General features: G+C 57.4%; 22 protein-coding genes. 19 read left to right on the top strand and 3 right to left on the bottom strand.

Going from position 1 to position 18,465, the window contains the following annotated elements:
• The first annotated feature begins 7 nt into the window (after window positions 1–7).
• From AC06G8_RS11720 to AC06G8_RS11685, 8 genes are all read left to right on the top strand, one after another.
• The gene (locus AC06G8_RS11720; RefSeq protein ID WP_447664123.1) at window positions 8–553 is read left to right on the top strand and encodes a cysteine hydrolase family protein; all 546 of its coding nucleotides are present in this window, start codon (window positions 8–10) and stop codon (window positions 551–553) included.
• Between the two features lie 110 nt (window positions 554–663).
• Window positions 664–1,959 (top strand): MFS transporter, encoded by a 1,296-nt coding sequence (locus AC06G8_RS11715; protein WP_480282941.1) that lies wholly within the window; start codon window positions 664–666, stop codon window positions 1,957–1,959.
• 74 nt (window positions 1,960–2,033) lie between these two features.
• Window positions 2,034–2,750 carry a class I SAM-dependent methyltransferase gene (locus AC06G8_RS11710; RefSeq protein ID WP_480282940.1) on the top strand — a complete coding sequence of 239 codons (717 nt, stop codon included), beginning with the start codon at window positions 2,034–2,036 and terminating at the stop codon, window positions 2,748–2,750.
• Between the two features lie 215 nt (window positions 2,751–2,965).
• Complete coding sequence (locus AC06G8_RS11705) at window positions 2,966–4,471, top strand: FTR1 family iron permease (RefSeq protein WP_480282939.1); 1,506 nt, start codon at window positions 2,966–2,968, stop codon at window positions 4,469–4,471.
• Window positions 4,472–4,508: 37 nt separating this feature from the next.
• Window positions 4,509–5,687, top strand: a complete 1,179-nt coding sequence (efeO, locus tag AC06G8_RS11700) for an iron uptake system protein EfeO (protein WP_480282938.1) — start codon at window positions 4,509–4,511, stop codon at window positions 5,685–5,687.
• A 31-nt stretch (window positions 5,688–5,718) separates the two neighbouring features.
• On the top strand, window positions 5,719–6,939 hold the full coding sequence (efeB, locus tag AC06G8_RS11695; RefSeq protein WP_447664118.1) for an iron uptake transporter deferrochelatase/peroxidase subunit: 1,221 nt from the start codon (window positions 5,719–5,721) through the stop codon (window positions 6,937–6,939).
• 132 nt (window positions 6,940–7,071) lie between these two features.
• Window positions 7,072–7,968 (top strand): phosphogluconate dehydrogenase (NAD(+)-dependent, decarboxylating), encoded by an 897-nt coding sequence (gnd, locus tag AC06G8_RS11690; protein ID WP_480282937.1) that lies wholly within the window; start codon window positions 7,072–7,074, stop codon window positions 7,966–7,968.
• 54 nt (window positions 7,969–8,022) lie between these two features.
• Window positions 8,023–8,832, top strand: a complete 810-nt coding sequence (locus AC06G8_RS11685) for an MBL fold metallo-hydrolase (protein ID WP_480282936.1) — start codon at window positions 8,023–8,025, stop codon at window positions 8,830–8,832.
• 51 nt (window positions 8,833–8,883) lie between these two features.
• Here the strand turns inward: AC06G8_RS11685 and AC06G8_RS11680 are convergent, their stop codons facing one another.
• On the bottom strand, window positions 8,884–9,192 hold the full coding sequence (locus tag AC06G8_RS11680; protein ID WP_480282935.1) for a hypothetical protein: 309 nt from the start codon (window positions 9,190–9,192) through the stop codon (window positions 8,884–8,886).
• Window positions 9,193–9,391: 199 nt separating this feature from the next.
• Between AC06G8_RS11680 and AC06G8_RS11675 the strand changes: the two genes are divergently transcribed.
• The 4 genes from AC06G8_RS11675 (at window position 9,392) to AC06G8_RS11660 (ending at window position 12,411) form a co-directional block, all read left to right on the top strand.
• A complete protein-coding gene (locus AC06G8_RS11675; protein ID WP_480282934.1) occupies window positions 9,392–10,321 on the top strand; it encodes an RluA family pseudouridine synthase in 930 nt (309 codons plus the stop codon).
• A 121-nt stretch (window positions 10,322–10,442) separates the two neighbouring features.
• Window positions 10,443–10,865, top strand: coding sequence for a DUF1801 domain-containing protein (locus tag AC06G8_RS11670; RefSeq protein WP_480282933.1), 423 nt, complete (start codon window positions 10,443–10,445; stop codon window positions 10,863–10,865).
• Window positions 10,866–10,963: 98 nt separating this feature from the next.
• Window positions 10,964–11,842 carry a phosphotransferase gene (locus tag AC06G8_RS11665; RefSeq protein WP_480282932.1) on the top strand — a complete coding sequence of 293 codons (879 nt, stop codon included), beginning with the start codon at window positions 10,964–10,966 and terminating at the stop codon, window positions 11,840–11,842.
• A gap of 26 nt (window positions 11,843–11,868) precedes the next feature.
• Entirely contained in the window at window positions 11,869–12,411 is a 543-nt protein-coding gene (locus AC06G8_RS11660) for a histidine phosphatase family protein (protein WP_480282931.1), read from the top strand.
• Between the two features lie 128 nt (window positions 12,412–12,539).
• On the opposite strand, the gene AC06G8_RS11655 is transcribed toward AC06G8_RS11660, so the two are convergent.
• Window positions 12,540–13,088 carry a GNAT family N-acetyltransferase gene (locus AC06G8_RS11655; RefSeq protein ID WP_480285426.1) on the bottom strand — a complete coding sequence of 183 codons (549 nt, stop codon included), beginning with the start codon at window positions 13,086–13,088 and terminating at the stop codon, window positions 12,540–12,542.
• On the opposite strand from AC06G8_RS11655, the gene AC06G8_RS11650 reads away from it, so the two are divergent.
• The 3 genes from AC06G8_RS11650 to AC06G8_RS11640 all read left to right on the top strand — a co-directional run bounded on the left by AC06G8_RS11650 (window position 12,981) and on the right by AC06G8_RS11640 (window position 14,006).
• Complete coding sequence (locus AC06G8_RS11650) at window positions 12,981–13,247, top strand: hypothetical protein (RefSeq protein ID WP_480285490.1); 267 nt, start codon at window positions 12,981–12,983, stop codon at window positions 13,245–13,247. The genes AC06G8_RS11655 and AC06G8_RS11650 overlap by 108 nt on opposite strands.
• On the top strand, window positions 13,244–13,399 hold the full coding sequence (locus AC06G8_RS11645; RefSeq protein ID WP_480282930.1) for a hypothetical protein: 156 nt from the start codon (window positions 13,244–13,246) through the stop codon (window positions 13,397–13,399). Before AC06G8_RS11650 ends, AC06G8_RS11645 begins: the two co-directional genes overlap by 4 nt.
• Window positions 13,400–13,478: 79 nt before the next feature.
• Window positions 13,479–14,006, top strand: a complete 528-nt coding sequence (locus AC06G8_RS11640; protein WP_480282929.1) for a hypothetical protein — start codon at window positions 13,479–13,481, stop codon at window positions 14,004–14,006.
• Here the strand turns inward: AC06G8_RS11640 and AC06G8_RS11635 are convergent.
• Entirely contained in the window at window positions 14,003–14,662 is a 660-nt protein-coding gene (locus tag AC06G8_RS11635; RefSeq protein WP_480282928.1) for a class I SAM-dependent methyltransferase, read from the bottom strand. The genes AC06G8_RS11640 and AC06G8_RS11635 overlap by 4 nt on opposite strands.
• A 260-nt stretch (window positions 14,663–14,922) precedes the next feature.
• Between AC06G8_RS11635 and AC06G8_RS11630 the strand changes: the two genes are divergently transcribed.
• The 4 genes from AC06G8_RS11630 (at window position 14,923) to AC06G8_RS11615 (ending at window position 18,462) form a co-directional block, all read left to right on the top strand.
• Entirely contained in the window at window positions 14,923–15,642 is a 720-nt protein-coding gene (locus AC06G8_RS11630) for a YebC/PmpR family DNA-binding transcriptional regulator (protein WP_076355726.1), read from the top strand.
• Window positions 15,643–15,959: 317 nt separating this feature from the next.
• On the top strand, window positions 15,960–16,163 hold the full coding sequence (locus tag AC06G8_RS11625) for a hypothetical protein (RefSeq protein ID WP_480282927.1): 204 nt from the start codon (window positions 15,960–15,962) through the stop codon (window positions 16,161–16,163).
• On the top strand, window positions 16,142–16,726 hold the full coding sequence (locus tag AC06G8_RS11620) for a PadR family transcriptional regulator (protein ID WP_480282926.1): 585 nt from the start codon (window positions 16,142–16,144) through the stop codon (window positions 16,724–16,726). Before AC06G8_RS11625 ends, AC06G8_RS11620 begins: the two co-directional genes overlap by 22 nt.
• Window positions 16,723–18,462: an ABC transporter ATP-binding protein gene (locus AC06G8_RS11615; RefSeq protein WP_480282925.1), complete on the top strand. Its 1,740-nt coding sequence runs from the start codon at window positions 16,723–16,725 to the stop codon at window positions 18,460–18,462. The genes AC06G8_RS11620 and AC06G8_RS11615 overlap by 4 nt, the downstream gene beginning before the upstream one ends.
• Window positions 18,463–18,465 lie beyond the last annotated feature (3 nt).

The raw sequence follows: 18,465 nt of genomic DNA, 5'->3' as shown, positions 1-18,465 counted from the left end.
GAGCGGCATGAGAGCACTGATCAATATCGACTACACGTATGATTTCATAGCGGATAACGGCGCGTTGACATGCGGCAAGCCAGGACAGGCCATCGAGGAGGAGGTCGTCCGGCTTACCCGGGAATTCGCGGAAGCCGGAGACTTGGTCGTTTTCGCGGTCGACGTCCATGAGGCCGGAAATCCGTGGCACCCCGAAACGAAGCTGTTCCCTCCTCATAATCAGAGAGGGACGAGGGGAAGAGAGCTGTACGGCTCGCTGGCCGAAACGTACGAGAGCATCAAGGAGATGCCCAACGTCATTTACATGGACAAGACCCGCTATTCGGCTTTTGCCGGAACCGACTTGGATCTGCGGCTGCGGGAGAGAGGAATCACCGACCTGCATCTGGTCGGCGACTGCACGGATATTTGTATCCTGCACACGGCTGTGGACGCCTATAATCTCCATTACTCCCTCTTCATCCATGAGCATGCGGTCGCGAGCTTCGACCAGGCCGGACATGAATGGGCATTGCGGCATTTCCGCACCTGCTTGGGAGCGGAGATTGTCTGATCCTGGCTTCCCAGAGCTTGTTCGGTTGTCGAACAAGCTCTTTTTTGTGCACCCGGATAGACTTGCCGGAAGTATTGTCGGAATCTGCCGCATGAGGTAGTATGGGTAACATGTCCAACTTCATGAGAGAATGGCAGATGCAAATCCAGAGCTACAGCCGGAATATCCGGTTGTTTTTTGTGTTCAACCTGCTCTGGAACGTGGGGCTCGGCATGTACAGCCTCGTCTACAACTTATATGTGAAAGCGCTTGGCTACGAGCCGACGATGGTCGGCCAGATCGTCGGCATGACCGCGCTCGCCTCCGCGCTCATCCTGATTCCCGCCGGCCTGGCCAATGACCGCTTCGGACCGAAGCGGATGATCAGCATCGGGGCAGCCGCAGTCGTCGCGGCGCTCGTCCTCCGCGCCTGGCTGCCGGGAGCGGGCGGCTTGACCGGATCCGCGTTCGCAGGGGGCATCGCACAGGCGATCGTATCGGCGACGATACTGCCGTTCATGGCGAACAACTCGACCGCCCGCCAAAGGATCCATCTGTTCAGCTTCAACATGGCGCTCGTAATGGCAGCCAACGTGGTGGGGAATTTGGCCGGCGGCTTCATCACCGACCTGCTGCAGCATGCGGGTCTGGGCGAAGTGCTCAGCCTGCGGCTAACGCTGCTGATCGGCACCGCCATAACCGGGGCGGGGCTGATTCCCGTCCTCCTGTTCGGAAAGGAAGAGGAAGGGGCATCCATTTCGAAGGAAGGAGCTCCACAGTCGCCGAGCCCCGTGAAGGGAGTTCGGCTCAAGGCCGCGATGAAGGAGCATCGCTCCTCGCTCTACGCCATCGGCGCCTTCACGCTGCTCAGCCTGCTATCTTCGATGGCGGGAGGAATGGTCGTTCCTTATCTCAACGTTTATTTCGAGGATCGCTTCGAGGCGTCCAAGTCGGTCATCGGCCTCGTCGTTGCGCTTGGCCAAGGCGCGACGGCTGTCGCCTATCTGCTCGGTCCGGCCATCGCCCGGCGGATGGGGGAGGTCAAGGCGGTCGTATGGCTTCAGCTCAGCTCCATCCCGTTTCTAGTCCTGACCGCTTATACGCATCAATTCTGGCTTGCCGGCGCAGGGTACTTGTTCCGCCAGGCGCTGATGAATGCCGCGAATCCGTTCTACAATACGATCAAGATGAAGTATGTGCATCGCTCGCTCCGGGGGCTGGCAGCGAGCTCAGGCGAAGCGATGTTCAATCTAGGGTGGTTCATCGCAGCGCCGATCAGTACGGGCCTAGTCGCCAAATACGGGCCTTACCAAGGGTATGCGTGGGCATTTTCGGTGACGGCAGTCATCTATACGCTCATCGCCGTCATGTTCTGGTATCTCTTCTCCAAGGACCGCTTCAAGCCGGCAGAGGAGGCCGAAGCTTGAGAGAGTGCCATTTTCAACGGGCCTGAAGCAGGGTATGAAGGGATCATACACTTTGAATGCAAGGGAGGATCCCCATGCCCAAGAATGATTTTGAAGAAGCGAGGGAATCGGAGAAAACTTATCATGCCCATCTGTATGAGACCGAGGAGATTCTGGAGCCGGGCAGCTGGCTGTCGGATCCGATCCCGGCTGTCATGGAATACCTGGAGCTCGTCATCGCCGGCAATCCGAATCCAGCTGTGCTAGACCTTGGCTGCGGATCAGGCCGCAATGCCATTCCTCTCGCCAAGAGGCTGCAGGAGGCCGGAGAAGGCCGGTTGACCGGAACGGATCTGCTGCAGGAAGCGGTAAGCAAGCTGGTGGAAAATGCTCGGAAGTATGGAGTCGAGAAGCATGTAGAGGCGGTACGGTGTGATGCCGAAAAAGCGGATTACGAACCGGATACCTATGATTATGTCGTCGCTTGCGGCTGTCTGGAGCATGTTTCCTCGGAGGATGCCCTTAGAGCCGTTATCGGGAAACTGCAGCAAGCAACCCGGAACGGCGGCATCCACTGCTTGGCCATGAATACCGGAATTTCCGAGAGAGTGGCGGCAACAGGGGAGAAGCTTGACGCGAAGATCGAGCTCAATCTTCCGGAAGAGGAAGCGGACCGCTTGCTGCGTGACGCATACGCCGATTGGAATCTGCTCCGGGAAGAACGGGACGATGTTGCCGTTGAAGAAGAGAAATATGAGGAAAAAACAGAGTTCACAGCTCGTTCCGTGCTGATGGTTTTTCAAAAAAGATAAGAGGTAGAAGCGAGAAGGGCCTGCAATCGATGCAGGCTCTATTTTTTACTTGACATCATAGTAAGATTAATTATGTAAACCATAGATTTGAATTTGTAAAACCAAGTAAAACCGTCAAGAAAAATACATTGACACTCAAACAAGATTTCCTTTATTATTTACTGATTAACTGATAATGATTATCAATATGATTTGCAATTCGGAGGCCGATGGACTTGAATTTGGAAGCAGCGGCAAGTATGCGCATCGTCAGGCTGATGCTGCTCGGGATGCTGGCAGCCATGCTGATGGCGGGCCGGACAGCATGGGCGAGCGGAGCCGGCGACAGCAATGCAAAAGAGAATGTGCCCGCCATATCGGGACAAGCGGATCAAGTTTATGCGAGCCTTGAAGCGAAGGACAGCCAGGCAGCCGCAGAAACATTCAAAGCCGTCAAGAAATGGTGGACTCTTCATAAAGCGGAGGTCAAGGGAGAGTCGCTTGACCTCGCCCTTGAGATCGATAAGCAGATCGCCGATCTATCCCTGTCCTTATTGACCAAGGATATGTCCGGAGCTCTCGATACTTCCGGCGCGCTGAGATTTTCCCTTCATAACTACGAAGACGGCGCTTACGCCGGAAATGACGGCAAGACGAAGATGACGCTGGCCGTCTACATCTCCAAGCTGGTCGAAGCCCGGAACAAAGCCGACCATCAGGATTGGTCCGCAGCGTCGAGCCTGGTCAAGCAGCTCCAGAGCCAGTGGCTGGCCGTGGAGGGCGATGTCGTCAGCCGCTCGCAGAAAGCATACAACGACACGGAACGCGATCTCGTCCTTGCGGATGCCTATCTGGCCAACGAAGGCCAACGACCGCAGGCATCCGGGGTCTTGAAGAGAATGGCCGACAGTCTTGCGCCTCTTGCGGAGGCTGGATACAGCTGGTGGGACGCCGCTTTGATCCCTCTGAGAGAAGGTCTCGAGGCGGTTCTTGTCGTCGGCGCGCTGCTCGTGACCGCTGGCCGATCCAATTCGGCAGCGGCGAAGAGGTGGGTAATCGGAGGATCGACGCTGGGCATGCTTGTCTGCCTCGCGGCCGGTTTTGCCATCGCGATCCTGTTCTCTTCGGAGGCATTCGGAGGGAGCAGCTCGCTGATCAACGGATGGACCGGCATCCTTTCCAGCCTGCTCCTGCTCTATGTGAGCTACTGGCTCCACCGCAACGCGGATATCGGCCGCTGGAACAAGTTCCTGAACCGCCAGAGCGACAAAGCCGCCTCGAGCGGCCGCATGGTCAGCTTTGGCCTTCTCGCCTTCTTCGCCATCCTGCGTGAAGGACTGGAGACGGTCATCTTCCTGATCGGACTGGCAGGCAAGATGAGTCCGGGGACGCTCGCCGCCGGCATCGGGGCAGGGTTCGGACTGCTGTTCGTCCTTGCATTCGCCATTCTGAAGGCAGGACAGAAGCTTCCGGTGCGGCCGCTGTTTCTGGCGTCCAGCCTCGTTGTCTTCTACCTCTGCTTCAAATTTCTTGGATCCGGCATCCACAGCCTGCAAATGGCAGGGGTGATCCCTTCCGACGTGAAGGATTACTTGCCTCAGTGGGCTTCGATCAGCCTTTATCCTTCCTGGTACAGCACGCTTCCACAGCTTGTCTTCGTGCTGCTCGCGCTGGCAGGCTCCGCGCCTGGGTGGTTCAAGCGGCTCGGAGGCCGTGCAGGCCGAACGAAAACCGCGACCTAATAAAAACGATTGATCATCGATAGGAGATCTGAATTCTATGAAGAAACGCGCTCAAGCTTTGACGGCATTGTCTCTTGGCGGCATTCTGCTGCTCTCCGCCTGTTCTTCGGCAAATACAGGAACAGGTGGATCCGCGGCCGATTCCGGAGCCTCCAATTCGTCGGCTGCAGCAGGCGGCAACCAGGCTGTGCTGGACGGCACATCCAAAATGAAGGAGCAGACGAGCAAGCTTCAGGATGCTCTGTCCAAGAAGGACCTGGACGAAGTCAAGAAGCAGGGCAAAGCCATCAACGACATCTGGCTGTCCTATGAAAATACGGTCAGAACGGCTTTCCCGCTGGAGTACACGGAAGTTGAAAAGCATGAAATTCCGATCTTCTCGGCATCGGCTTACGACAAAGTGGATTTCGATGCTCTCGCGGCAACCGCTCAAAAGCTGATGCAGGCTCTTGAGGCGCTGCAGCAGGCCAAGCCGTCGAGCAGCAGCTCCTCCGAGCTGCTGGACAAGGCTGTCGTCAATTACGAGGCTTTCGTCAAGGAGCAGGCAAACGCGCTGGCGGATTCCACCAAGGTGTTCGCGAACGCCGTCAAATCCGGCGATATCGAAGCGGCTAAGGCGGAGTACACGAAAGCGCGCATGTATTTTGAAACGATCGAGCCTGTGGCGGAAAGCTTCGGCGATCTGGATCCCCGGATCGACGCCCGCTTGGCAGATGTGGAGAATGAAAGCGAATGGACGGGCTACCACCGGATCGAGAAAGCTCTGTGGGCGGACAAATCGCTGACCGGCATGGATGTCTATGCCGATCAGCTGGTAAAGGACACCGAGGAGCTGGCTGCGAAGGTGCAGGATATCAAGCTTGATGCCAAGACGATGGTTGCCGGAGCGATCGAGCTGATCAACGAGGCGGCGACATCCAAGATTACCGGCGAAGAAGAGATTTATTCCAAAAGCGATCTCGTCGACCTCGCCGCCAACGTCGACGGCTCCAAGACGGTCTATCTGGCGATCATCCCTGCCCTCAACGAGCACAATACGGAGCTTGCGGACAAGCTCGACAAGCAGTTCCAGGACATGGAAGCGATGCTGCTCACTTACCGCAAGAGCGGCGATTATGTCGCCTATGACAAGCTGACGACCGGCCAGATCCGGGAAATCAGCGACAAGCTGAGCCAGCTGTCGGAGCTGATGACCCAGACCGCGGCTATTCTGTAATCCGAACCGCAGCGAAAGGAAAGTGAACACAATGGACGAGAACCCGTCGAAAGTATCGCGAAGAGACTTTCTGAAGCTGTCTGCAGTAGCCGGCGCGGCGCTCGCTCTCGGTGGAGGAGGGGCGGGAGCCGTGCTGTCCGCTCTCGGCCAGAAGAAGGCTTCGGCGGAAACGTCTCGGGAGACGCCTTTTTACGGGCCGAACCAGGCAGGAATCGCAACGCCACAGCAGACCTATATGTATCTGGCAAGCTTCCGCATCCTCGATATCGGCCGAGCCGAGCTGATCGCCATGCTCAAGGAGTGGACGCGCTTCAGCGACCTCAGCGCTTCGGGCGGATACAGGCAGAGCAGCGGCAACGGGCTGCTCCCGCCGGCAGACACCGGCGAAGCGATGGATCTAGGAGCTGCCGGCTTGACGATCACATACGGATTCGGCACCTCCTTTTTCCTCGACAAAGGCTCGGACCGCTTCGGCATCGCCTCGCGCAAACCGCTGTATCTGGAGGAGATCCCCCGGATGCCCAAGGACCATATCGAGGAAGGCTTCAAGGGCGGGGACATCGTCGTCCAGATCTGCGCGAACGACCAGCAGGTCGCGTTCCACGCGCTTCGCAACCTGATCCGGCTCGCGACCGGCTCCGCCGTGGTCAACTGGACGGAAGAGGGCTTCATCAGCGCGCCGGAAGGCAAGACGCCGCGCAACCTGTTCGGCTTCAAGGACGGCACCGCCAACATCCTGCATCAGACTCCGCAGGGTTATGGCGAGGTTCTGTGGGCGGGAACGGATGAGCCGGATTGGATGAAGGGCGGATCGTATCTCGCCTACAGGAAAATCCGCATGCTGCTGGAGGTATGGGACCGTTCATCGCTTCAAGCCCAGGAGGATACGTTCGGCCGATCCAAGGACAGCGGAGCCGCGTACGGGACTAAAGCCGAATTCGACCCGGTCGTAAAAGCCGAGCTGCCTGCCGATTCCCATGTCCGGCTCGCGAAGGATTCCGGACAGAGCATTCATCGGCGCGCATACTCTTATACGGGAGCGATCGATTCCAGAACCGGCCAGCTTGACGCGGGGCTGCTGTTCCTCAGCTATCAGCGCAATCCGTCGAAGCAGTTCATCCCCATGCTGCGTATGATGCAGAGCAGGGACAAGCTCAACGAATATACCCAGCATATCGCAAGCGCGATGTATGCCTGTCCCGGAGGAATCCGGGAGGGGCAGTACATCGGCCAGGCGCTGCTGGAAGGATAGGAGAAGGAGATCTCGCCATGATGGCGGAATCTCCTTTTTTTGCATGCATCAATTCGTTCCGGGAAGACTAAGCTTCCCATTCCTTCTCTCCGGGTAAGGAAAGGAAGACAAGGATAGAGGAGGAAGCGGAAGATGCATATCGGCTTGATCGGTCTTGGCAAGATGGGCATGAATTTGGGAATGAATTTGATGGATCACGGGTATCAGGTAACGGCATTCGACGTGAATCCGAAGGCCGTGGAGGAGCTCCGGAAGGAAGGAGCGAAAGGAGCCTCCACCTTGAAGGAGCTGGCAGACTCGCTGCCGCTGCCGAGGATCGCGCTCATCCTCGTTCCGCATCAAGTCGTCGACGGCGTGCTGGTGGAGCTCGGGAGCCTGTTGTCACGGGGAGACATCGTCATCGAAGCCGGGAATTCGCATTACAAGGAGACGATCCGCAGATACGAGCGGATGAAGGAAGCCGGAATCCACTATGTGGATGCGGGTACTTCCGGCGGCATGGAGGGTGCCCGGAGCGGCGCGTGCTACATGGTCGGCGGCGATCCGGAAGCATGGGAGGTGGTGGAGCCGATCTTCAGGGACACGGCGGTTCCGGACGGCTATCTGTATGCCGGCAAGTCAGGCAGCGGGCATTTTCTCAAGATGGTCCATAACGGAATTGAATACGGCATGATGGCTGCGATCGGTGAAGGCTTCGAGGTGCTGGAGAAGAGCGGCTTCGACTTCGATTACGAGAAAGTGGCGCGGGTATGGAACAACGGCTCGGTCATCCGCTCATGGCTGATGGAGCTGTCCGAACGGGCTTTCGCCAAGGATGCGGACCTCGAGGAGCTGCGAGGCGTCATGAATTCCTCCGGAGAAGGGAAGTGGACGGTCGAGACGGCTCTCGATCTCCAGGCGGCGATTCCGGTCATCGCCATGTCGCTCATGATGCGGTATCGTTCGCTTGAATCCGATACGTTCACCGGCAAGGTGGTCGCGGCGCTGCGCAACGAATTCGGTGGCCATGCCGTCGTCAAGGCGGAGTGAACGAGAATGCAGCGGGCGGCTAGGGGGCATGCTGAGGTAAAAGGAGCTGTGCATATGACCGCGCTGCCGGAAGACTTGGATCTGAAGAGAACGATGATTGCGAATGTTGTCATGATCGGCAAGCCTGGTTCTGGAGATTGGGTGCTCGTCGATTGCGGAATCGCGGGATTTTCCCGGTCGATTCAGGATGCGGCCGAGGAGAGGTTCGGCTCGGCTCCCCCGAAGGCGATCGTACTGACTCATGGTCATTTCGACCATGTTGGCTCGCTGGAAAAGCTTTTGGAGGGATGGGATGTTCCCGTCTACGCCCATGAGCTGGAGCTCCCCTACGTTCAAGGCACGGAGGATTATCCCGAGCCGGATACGGCGGCGGGAGGCGGGCTCATGACGGCCGTCTCGCCTCTATATCCTCGTCATGGACTCGGACTTGGCGGTCGCGTCCAGCCGCTTCCTTCCGATGGACATGTCCCGCATTTGCCGGAATGGCGGTGGATTCATACTCCGGGCCATACACCCGGCCACATTTCCTTGTTCCGGGATCGGGATCGGACCGTCATCGCGGGCGATGCTTTCATCACCGTCAAGCAGGAGTCTGCCTGGGCAGTCCTGACGCAGGAACAAGAGGTGCATGGACCTCCTGTCTATTTCACGCCGGACTGGCATGCCTCCAAAGTCTCGGTGCGCCGCCTGCGCGAGCTGGACCCGGCCCTCGCACTAACCGGCCATGGAGTTCCAATGGGAGGGGAAGCGCTCAGGAAAGGCTTGTCGAGGCTTGCGGAGAGATTCGATGAGATCGCGGTGCCGAGCCATGGACGATATGCAGGAGATAGTCATGGAGCCGAAGACAAGCCTCCGTCCGCATGAATCCGGGATGATCTGGATAGTAAAAAACACCCCTTGGAGGGTGTTTTTTTGCTACAGCGAGGGGACTTTGAGAGGCTCCCCGCTGAACTCGGCGATTTTCATGACGAATTTAGAGTGGAGAGCATGAGGACGCCGCTCGCTTTGCCTCGATAGGGTCTTGACCGGCGTCAAGTCCAGCTTGGCATTCCGCCAGCGGATGCCCTTGAAATCATCCATGCTCATTCGGGCCGTCATGGCATCGTCTTTGAAGAAATAAGCTCCATTGATCAGGAACATCGATTTACGGCTTCGATCCTCCTTCCACAGCTTGTGGTCGATGCCGATCTCCGGAATCATCCCGATGTTCCCCGGCTCGTTCATGTAGCTCCAGATCTCCCAGCTTGTCATCGGCAGCTTGCCGACGGGCGCATCTCTCCTTAAAAGGTTGGTGCGCAGGATGGCTTGCAGACTTGTGAAGGCTGTTTTTAACAAGACTGCCTGTATGGTATAGTTGTAGGGCTGATTGTGAACATAATCGACTTTATTCCTATATAGGCCCATACCGGAGGTTTACCTAGAGATGAACAGAAAGAAATCCAACGCCCCAAAAGCCAAGCCGCCGGCATCCAGGCAGTATGCCGTCCAAGAGCCGGCGGAATTGCTCGCTTTTTTATTGATCAAGCTGTCCGGTGCCGGCCGCAACTCGGTGAAATCCATGCTCGCGCGCGGACAAGTTTCCGTGGATGGCCGCCCTTCGACCGTATACAACCTGCCTCTGGCCCCCGGTCAAACCGTGACCGTCCAAACCGAAAAAACGGTGGAGGCCCCGCCCCTAGCAGGGCTGTCGATTCTCCACGAAGACGATCATGTCATCGTCATCCGCAAAGACGCGGGACTGCTGTCCATCGCATCGCCGAAGGAAGCGGAAATGACCGCCTACCGCCAGCTTATGGCCCATGTCCGCGCCAAGGATCCGGCCGGCCGAATCTTCGTCGTGCATCGCCTTGATCGGGATACTTCCGGCGTAATGATGTTCGCCAAAAGCGAGGATGTCCAGCAGAAGCTCCAGAACAGCTGGCAGGATGCGGTGAAGGAAAGAACGTACATCGCGTTGGTAGAAGGCAGAGTATCCAAGGCGGAAGGGACGATCTCTTCCTGGCTGAAGGAAAGCAGCACCCTGAAAATGTATTCCAGCCCGCATCCCAACGGCGGGCAGCATGCTGTGACCCATTACAAGACGATCCAGTCCAGCGCCGGCTTCTCGCTGCTGGAGGTCAACCTGGAGACCGGACGCAAAAACCAGATCCGCGCTCATATGGAAGAACTGGGGCATCCCGTCGTGGGCGACAAAAAATACGGATCCAAATCGAAGGCCATCGGCAGGCTCGGCTTGCATGCCAGCGTGCTTGCTTTCATTCATCCGGTGACGGAGAGCCTGATGCGCTTTGAGGCTGACATGCCCAAGTCCTTCTTGAGTCCGTTTCGGACTGCTCCGGAAAAGAAGAGCTGATTCCTTGGCGGAATGCCCGAGTCCAACTGCTTATTCAGCAGGAAAGCAGAGCCGTTTAGCAGAATGAATGCTGAACGGTTTTTTTCTTATGAAAGCTTGATCCCAAAGGAGGATTCTGCTCATGCCTGAACAGAAAACGAAAGAAACCGACGACAGCGTCCTGGAGTTCATTGAAAACATCGATTCGGTCAAGAAACGCGAAGATGCATTCAAGCTGCTGGAGCTCTTTGCAGACACGACCGGTTGTCAGCCGAAAATGTGGGGACCGAGCATCATTGGCTTCGGCAGCTACCATTATAAATATAAGTCGGGTCATGAAGGCGATGCGCCATGGGTCGGATTCTCGCCTCGCAAAGCCAAGATCAGCCTGTATTTCGCGACGGGCGATGCCGAGCGGGAAGCCATGCTGCAGGATTTCGGGAAATACACGGCAGGAAAAGCATGCGTCTACATCAATAAGGTGGAAGACATCGACACGGAAGTCTTAAAGGCATTGATCACCCGATCGGTTGCATTTTTGAAGGAGACTTATCCGCAAAATTAATCGGCGCGTGCACCTTCCTTGAAGGAGCCGGCATTCGCAAGGATCATGGAAGGGAGAGAGCGAAGATCAGCGCCAATCAATGGGATGCCGAATGGGATGTGACGGAGAGTCTGGCTCGACGTTTGATCGACAGCCAATTTCCGGATTTATCCGGAGAACCTATCGTAACAATCGGTTATGGATGGGATAATATCGTCTTCCGGATAGGATCGGAAACGGTGTTCCGCTTTCCGAGAAGAAAAGCCGCCATAGACCTGATTGAGCGAGAATGGAGGATTTTGCCTCAGCTTGCAGCTCATTTATCTATTCCTTATTCCAGGCCGCTGTATTTGGGTGAAGCGAGTGTCGAATTCCCCGTTTCGTTTCTAGGATACAACTATTTGCATGGCCGCTATCCTATCGGGCTGAACGATGAGCAGCGCATCCTGTCGACAACGTCTCTGGCTGTATTTTTGCGGCAGCTGCATGCGTTCCCGGTTGGAACCGCCATGGAATGCGGAGCGCCGCTTGATCATCGGAATCTGCTCGACATGGAATCGCGGAGACTCAGGATGCTGGAGTGGCTGCCCAGTCTTGCAGGACATATGGGTGAAGAGGCTTATTGCGCTCTTCGCCAGTACTTGCTTGCTGGAGGCGTGGATCGAGCAGCGGATAAAAGGGTGTTCTTGCATGGAGATCTTCACTTCAAGAACATGCTGGTCGACGAGGACGGCCTCGTATCGGGAATCATGGATTGGGGCGATATGAATGTCGGCCATCCGGCTTGCGATCTCAACGTCGCTTACAGCTATTTGCCATCCCAGGCCAGGCAGCGATTTTTTGCTGAATACGGCGTAGTCGATGAGGAAACGAAAGAGCTGGCTCGATTGATCGCGGTATACATCCCGATGCTCCTCATGCAGCAGGCTGTCGACGAGAAGGATGCGAGAATTACCGCAGCTGCAATAGAAACCATTCAGCGGGCGCTCTCGGATTGAGCCAATGCATCCAAGGAGAGATGAGGATGAACTCTATTTTTATCGTCAGGCATTGCAAGGCCGACGGGCAGGCGCCTGGAGCCTCATTGACGCCGGAGGGGCTCCGGCAAGCGGATAGGCTTGCGGAATTTTTGTCTGGACATGCGATTGACTGCATCGTGTCCAGTCCGTTCGAACGGGCACAGCGGTCGGTCGCTCCCCTCGCGCGAAGGTTTGGAATAACCGTCCAGCTGGATGGCAGGCTGGCCGAGAGGATACTCACCGATCAGGACATGCCGAATTGGAAAGAAATGCTGTGCAGGACATTCGATGAGCCTGAATTATGTTATCCTGGAGGCGAATCCAGCCGTGAGGCGACGAATCGCGGAATCAGCGCGCTGAACGATATCATGGAGAAGGAAGGGCGGGACGCGGTCGTTGTCTCTCATGGCAACCTGATCTCTCTTCTCCTCAAGCATTTTGATCCGGACAGCGGATTCAAGCAATGGGAAGTCATGAGCAATCCGGATGTGTTCCGATTGAGCGCAGAAGAGGGAAGAATGGGCATGAAGAGGATTTGGACGGATTGAATCCGCATGCTCGATGGTGACCGAAAGAAGTATCCGGCGCTATTCTCATTGAGATCTCCTTCGGAAAATAAACCGCACAGAACCATGAGGTTCTGCGCGGTTTTGTTGATCACGAGCCGGGGCCGACGTTAGAATTCGATCCCTTTCACCTTGGAATAAACCATCGTATCCCTTGGGCTTCCGCTCGTATCGAGCATTTGACGGCGAAGAATTCCCTCCAGCATGAAACCGCAGCGCAAGGCGACGGCAGCGCTCCGCCCGTTCCGGGAATCGCAGCGGATTTCAATCCGGCTTGCCTGAAGCTCGCGGACGGCAAATTCCGTGATCGCATGAACAGCTTCGGTCATATAGCCTTGCCCGGTGCAGGAAGTACGCAGCCAGTAACCGATCTCGAAGCTGCGCGCCTGCCAATCCAGCCGGTGGAGACCGCTGCAGCCGACGAGCTGGCCGGTTTGCTTGTGGAAGAGCAGATAGGCCATATCCTTGCGTTCCAGATAGTTCAATCTCGACCTCCGGACATAGGCCTCCGAGTCGTCTGCGGATGGAATTTCTTTTGCCCAAGGCATCCATTGACGGAGGTCATCGATGCTATCCGCAATAGCTTCGTTCAAAGGGAGCCCGTCCCCCCATCGAGCGGCGCGGATCAGCAGGCGATCGCTTTCAAAGCTTTCGGGCACCGGCAGCAGCAAGGCATCGCGGTCATTGATCTTCATGGCAATCCGCCTTCCAAAAAAATTTCTACCCAGCATATCATCGACAGGGATGAATTGAAAGACATAGACTGGATCTTGTTTTTCGTGCCTGAAAAAATGAAACAGGGAGGCATAGATAGATGAGCGGGTATGAATGGGATGCGAGGATTCAATACCTTCGTCAATCGAAGGAGCTGTTCTACAATGAAGATTACCTTGAATTTCTATTTTCCAAGGTATGGAAGATCGAAGCTGCCGTCAACCTGATCGATGCACGGAGGCATTCAAGAGTATGAGCCGGAGCAGAAATACGATATTGCTCTTTGCCATGCCTTTCTTCTGCATATGCCGAATCCAGAGAAGATTCTCGGCAAGATGATCGCCAGCGTCATGGACAACGGCATGGTCATCGCATTCGAGCCTCATTGGATCGCGAACTCTGCCAACTTCCATCTGGACGGATATCCGCAATCAAGCGTCGTTCAGCTTGGATTGCTCCAAAAGCTGTACGAAAGTGACGCCTCGGCCAGCGGCAAGGACGGCAACATCGGCATTCAATTGCCGGCTTATTTCAGCCGGGCCGGACTGCGCGACATCGGGTGCCGGGTTACGGACAAGGTCAATGTCCTTCATCCCGGATTGGCTGAGAACAGCCGGGAGCGTCTCTATCGTTTGTTCCAGGAAAATGGCTACGCGGACGCCCCCGACGCCGACAGGGAAGCCTGGATCGCGAGGCTTGTCAACCGGGGAGCCAGCCTGGAGGAAGCCGAGACGCAGTATGAGAACGAGCTTCGCCTATCCCAGGCATTGAACAAGGACAGCCAGCTGACCTATGCTTCCAACATGATGATTACATACGGCAAGGTGAAAGCCGCTGGCAATGCGGGAAAGCGACCGCTCTAGAGAGAAGGCCGAGAAGCGGAGAAGAACAAGAAGAGCGGGATTCTCCGGCGCCTCTCGTAGGTATCCGCGGAATGGAACCGTTCCCGGACGGGATTCGACTCGCGCAGGCTCCCGACCAGCAAGCCAGCCGCTTGAAGGGCGGAGAAGTAATGCTCGAGAGTGCGATGCATCTTTTTTACCGTCGAGCCCAGCCATTGCTGCTCCCGGAAGCCTTCGTCGAAATACCTGTCGACGGTCCAGTCGGTCCGGGTCCCCGAAGGCTGAAGAGTGGAGGTGATGACCGGGTGCTCGACGGAGAACACCAGCCGGCCGCCGGGCTTCAGCGATTGGACAATCCGTGCCAGCACGGATTCCAGATCTTCCACATAGTGGAGCGCCAGCCTCGACAGCACAAGATCGTAGCTTGCCTGCGGATAGCTCCAGTCTTCCATCGAGCCGTGGATGACCGTGCCGGCTGTACCGGCAAGCGTCCTCCGGGCCAGCTCCGACATCGCCATGCTGCCTTCGACGCCGGTATAGGAGGCGCAGTTCCGCTCCAGCAGCTCCGCGCCGAAGCGGGCGTCGCCGCAGCCCAGATCCAGAATGCGCAAGCCTTCCGGGTCGCCGATCAGCTCCAGCATGACAGGTTTTTCGAGCGTATCGTTGGCATTGTCCACAAGGCTTCTGCGGCTCTAGTAAGCCTTCAGAAAGTCCTCGTCATCATAATAGCGATGTCCTCGTTCCGATATGGGAATCCCTCCTGTTCGGTCCACATTATACCAATCCCGTCGAAATTTATATACGGAAAAGAATAGCGAAGCTCCTGTTTCTGTCCGTGGCTTCGAAAGATAGAGATCATCTCTATGCGGGCATCTGTCCATTGACGGCCTGAATCGGTTATAATGATTGGGACAATCCACAGGAAAGCGGGAGTACAATGGGTCGCAAATGGAATAATATCAAGGAAAAAAAAGCCTCGAAAGACGCCAATACCAGTCGGATCTATGCCAAATTCGGCCTTGAAATCTATGTAGCCGCCCGCAAGGGAGAGCCGGATCCCGAGTCGAACCGCGCCTTGCGCGTCGTGCTAGAGCGCGCCAAAACGTACAACGTGCCGAAGGCGATCATCGACCGCGCCATCGACAAGGCGAAGGGAAGCTCGGACGAAGTGTACGAGGAGCTCCGCTACGAGGGCTTCGGCCCGAACGGCTCCATGGTCATCGTCGACGCGCTGACGAACAACGTGAACCGGACAGCTTCGGCCGTGCGCGCGGCATTCAGCAAAAACGGCGGCAACATGGGCGTCAACGGCTCGGTCGCCTACATGTTCGACGCGACTGCCGTCATCGGGGTGGCGGACAAGTCCCTGGACGAGATCATGGAGATCATGCTCGAAGCCGATGTGGACGTGCGCGATATCGTCGAGGAAGACGAGAACATTCTCGTCTACGCCGAGCCGGATCAATTCCATGCCGTGCAGGAAGCGCTCAAGGCAGCCGGCATCTCGGAATTCACCGTCGCCGAGCTGACGATGCTCGCTCAGAACTACGTGACTTTGCCTGAAGAGGCGGAGGCTCCGTTCGAGAAGATCATCGATACGCTGGAGGATCTCGAGGATGTGCAGCAGGTGTATCATAACGTGGAGTATGAAGAATAGAATGGCAAAAAGAAAACCGTCGGCTCCCTGCCTGGGAGCTTGACGGTCTTTTTTGCGAGCAAGGCGATATGTCGGATCAGCCATCCCGGCAACAGTATGCGGAGGAATGGACCGCATATCTCCCCCGGACTCAGGTGGATGACAGCGCTGGCGGCTCCTGCGCGCTGCATGCATCGAAAAGAATGATTTGACGCTCCATGCGATATATCGTAATCTCGAAGCAAGGAAGTTGACGATATATCGTAATGGAGGTCGAACAACAATGAGAGATATGGACCGAAGCCGGGACGGACATAGGTTCCGGAGCGTTCAGCGGCATGGGATGGAAGGTGGAGATGCGGATATCCGGCATAAGCATGGGCATGGGCATGGTCGAGGGGAGGGCCGGGATCAAGCCGGTCATGGACATGGCCGCCATCCAGGCCGCGGATACGGTCCCGGCCGCCAGGATGGCGGCGGACGCGGCCGAGGCGGACGGGGAGGCGACGGCGGAGGCCGGATGTTCCATCGGGGGCACTTGAAGTATGCCGTGCTTCAACTGCTGAGCCGGGAGCCGATGCATGGCTATCAGCTCATGAAGACGATGGAGGAGGAGAGCGGCGGCAGCTATATCCCAAGCGCCGGCTCCGTATATCCCGTGCTTCAGAAGCTCGAGCATAAAGGGCTGATTTCTTCCGAAGCCGCGACGGACAGCCGCCGTTCCTACCGGATCACGGAGGAAGGGCTGGAGGATCTGGCCGAGCACCGCCGCAGGCTGGGAGACGATGCGGATGCAGGCAAGCCTTCCTGGCAGGACTGGAGAAAGTCACACGCGCAGCGGATGAAGGAGATTTACCTGCGGTCTCTTGCAGCTGCGGAGGAGTACGGCGGCGAAAAAGGGCCGGATCTCAGCCTCCTGGATTGGAACAGTATGATCCAATACGGGGTTGAATTGATGGCTGCGGCATCTGCCGCGCCTGAGGAAACAGGAGAGGCTTCGCCTTTGGCGGACGCATACGCCGCTCTGAAAGCCTGGCTGGATGGACTGGAGCAACGCGAAGAAGATGACGTTCAGCCGGGCGAGGCCGAGGCTCCCGGCAAATGATCAAGCTCCTGTCAGCGAAGCTCGCGCCTTATCGATGGGCGGTCGCCGCAGCGCCGCTGTTCATGCTGCTCGAGGTCGCGATGGATTTGCTGCAGCCGAGATTCATGGCCGCGATCGTCGACCAGGGCATCATGAAATCGGATCCGTCGCAGGTGCTGCGGACAGCTCCTTACATGCTCGGCGCAGCCCTTGTCGGCCTGGCGGGCGGGGTGCTGTGCACGGTCTATTCAGCGCTCGCTTCGCAGAATGCCGGGCATGATCTGCGCGCCAGCTTGTACGGCAAGGTGCAGCGGCTTGAATTGGACACCGTCGACCGCTTCGGAACGGGCAGCCTGATGACCCGGCTCACTGGAGACATCGCAAAGCTGCAGCAGGTCATCCTCGTCGCCCTCCGCATGCTTGCCCGCAGCGTGTTCATCGTTGCCGGCAGCATCGTCATGTGCATCGTCATCAGCCCGAGGCTGTCCCTCGTGCTGATCGTCATGATTCCGCTGCTCGCGCTGCTCCTGGCAGTCACGACCCGCCGCTCGGTTCCGTTGTTCGGATCGGTGCAGAGAGCGATGGATCGGGTCAACACGATTCTGCAAGAGAATCTATCCGGCATCCGGGTCGTCAAGGCGTTCGTGCGCGCCGCTCACGAGCGGGAGCGTTTCGGCGCCGCCAACAACCGCTTCCTGAATGCCAGCCTGCGCGCCGCACGGCTTGCCGCGCTCAACGGTCCGCTGCTCGCCATCGTGCTGAATTTCAGCACGGTCGCGGCGCTCTGGTACGGCGGGGCGCTGACCCGCAGCGGCGGCCTGCAGCCCGGGGAGCTGGCCGCATTTCTGACCTATATCAGCCAGCTTCTGTTCGCCACGATGAACCTCGGCAATCATCTCATGACGATCGGCCGGGCTCAGGCATCCGCGCGGAGAATCCGGGAGGTGCTGGAGGCGGAAACGAAGAAGTCGGCATCCGCACAAGAGACCGCGATTCCGGCGAGGCTCGGAAGAGGAGCGTCATGTCTGGAGCTTCGAGGCGCCGGGTATCGGTATCCGGATATGGATGGACGTCCGCAGCCGGCTGCGCTGGCAGGAATCGATCTGTCCATTCGCGAAGGAGAACGGATCGGCATTGCCGGCATCAACGGAGCGGGCAAGTCCACGCTTGCAGGGCTGATGGCCGGCTTGCTGGAGCCCACCGAGGGCGAAGTGCTGCTGGATGGAGTCTCATTGAAGCAATGGGATCGCGGAGAGCTTCGGAAGCGGGTTGGAATCGTCCTGCAGCAAGCGCATCTGTTCAGCGGCTCCATCCGCGACAATATCGCCTACGGCCGTCCAGGCGCGGCGGCGGATGCCATCGAAGCTGCTGCCGGCGATGCGCAGGCCAAAGCTTTCATCGATTCGATTCCTGAACGCTACGATGCGATGCTCGGCCAGCGCGGCGTGAACCTGAGCGGCGGACAGAAGCAGCGGGTGGCTATCGCCCGGACGCTGCTCCTGAAGCCGGATATTCTCATTCTCGATGACAGCTCGAGCGCGCTGGACGCCTCGACGGACGCCAGGCTGAGAGAGAAGCTGGAACGAAGGGACGATACGACCCTGATCGTCATCTCGCAGCGCATCTCGGCGCTGGCGGGAATGGACCGCATCGCGGTTCTCGAAAATGGAAAATTGACCGCAGTCGGCAGCCATGAGGAGCTTCTCGCCAGCAGCGTCCTGTACCGGCAGCTGGCCGACTCCCAGCAAGGAGCGTGACGT

This window comes from Paenibacillus sp. SJS-P3, assembly GCF_056711585.1.
The sequence above is the reverse complement of the archived record's forward strand: the minus strand, read 5'-3'. Positions and strand labels throughout refer to the sequence as shown.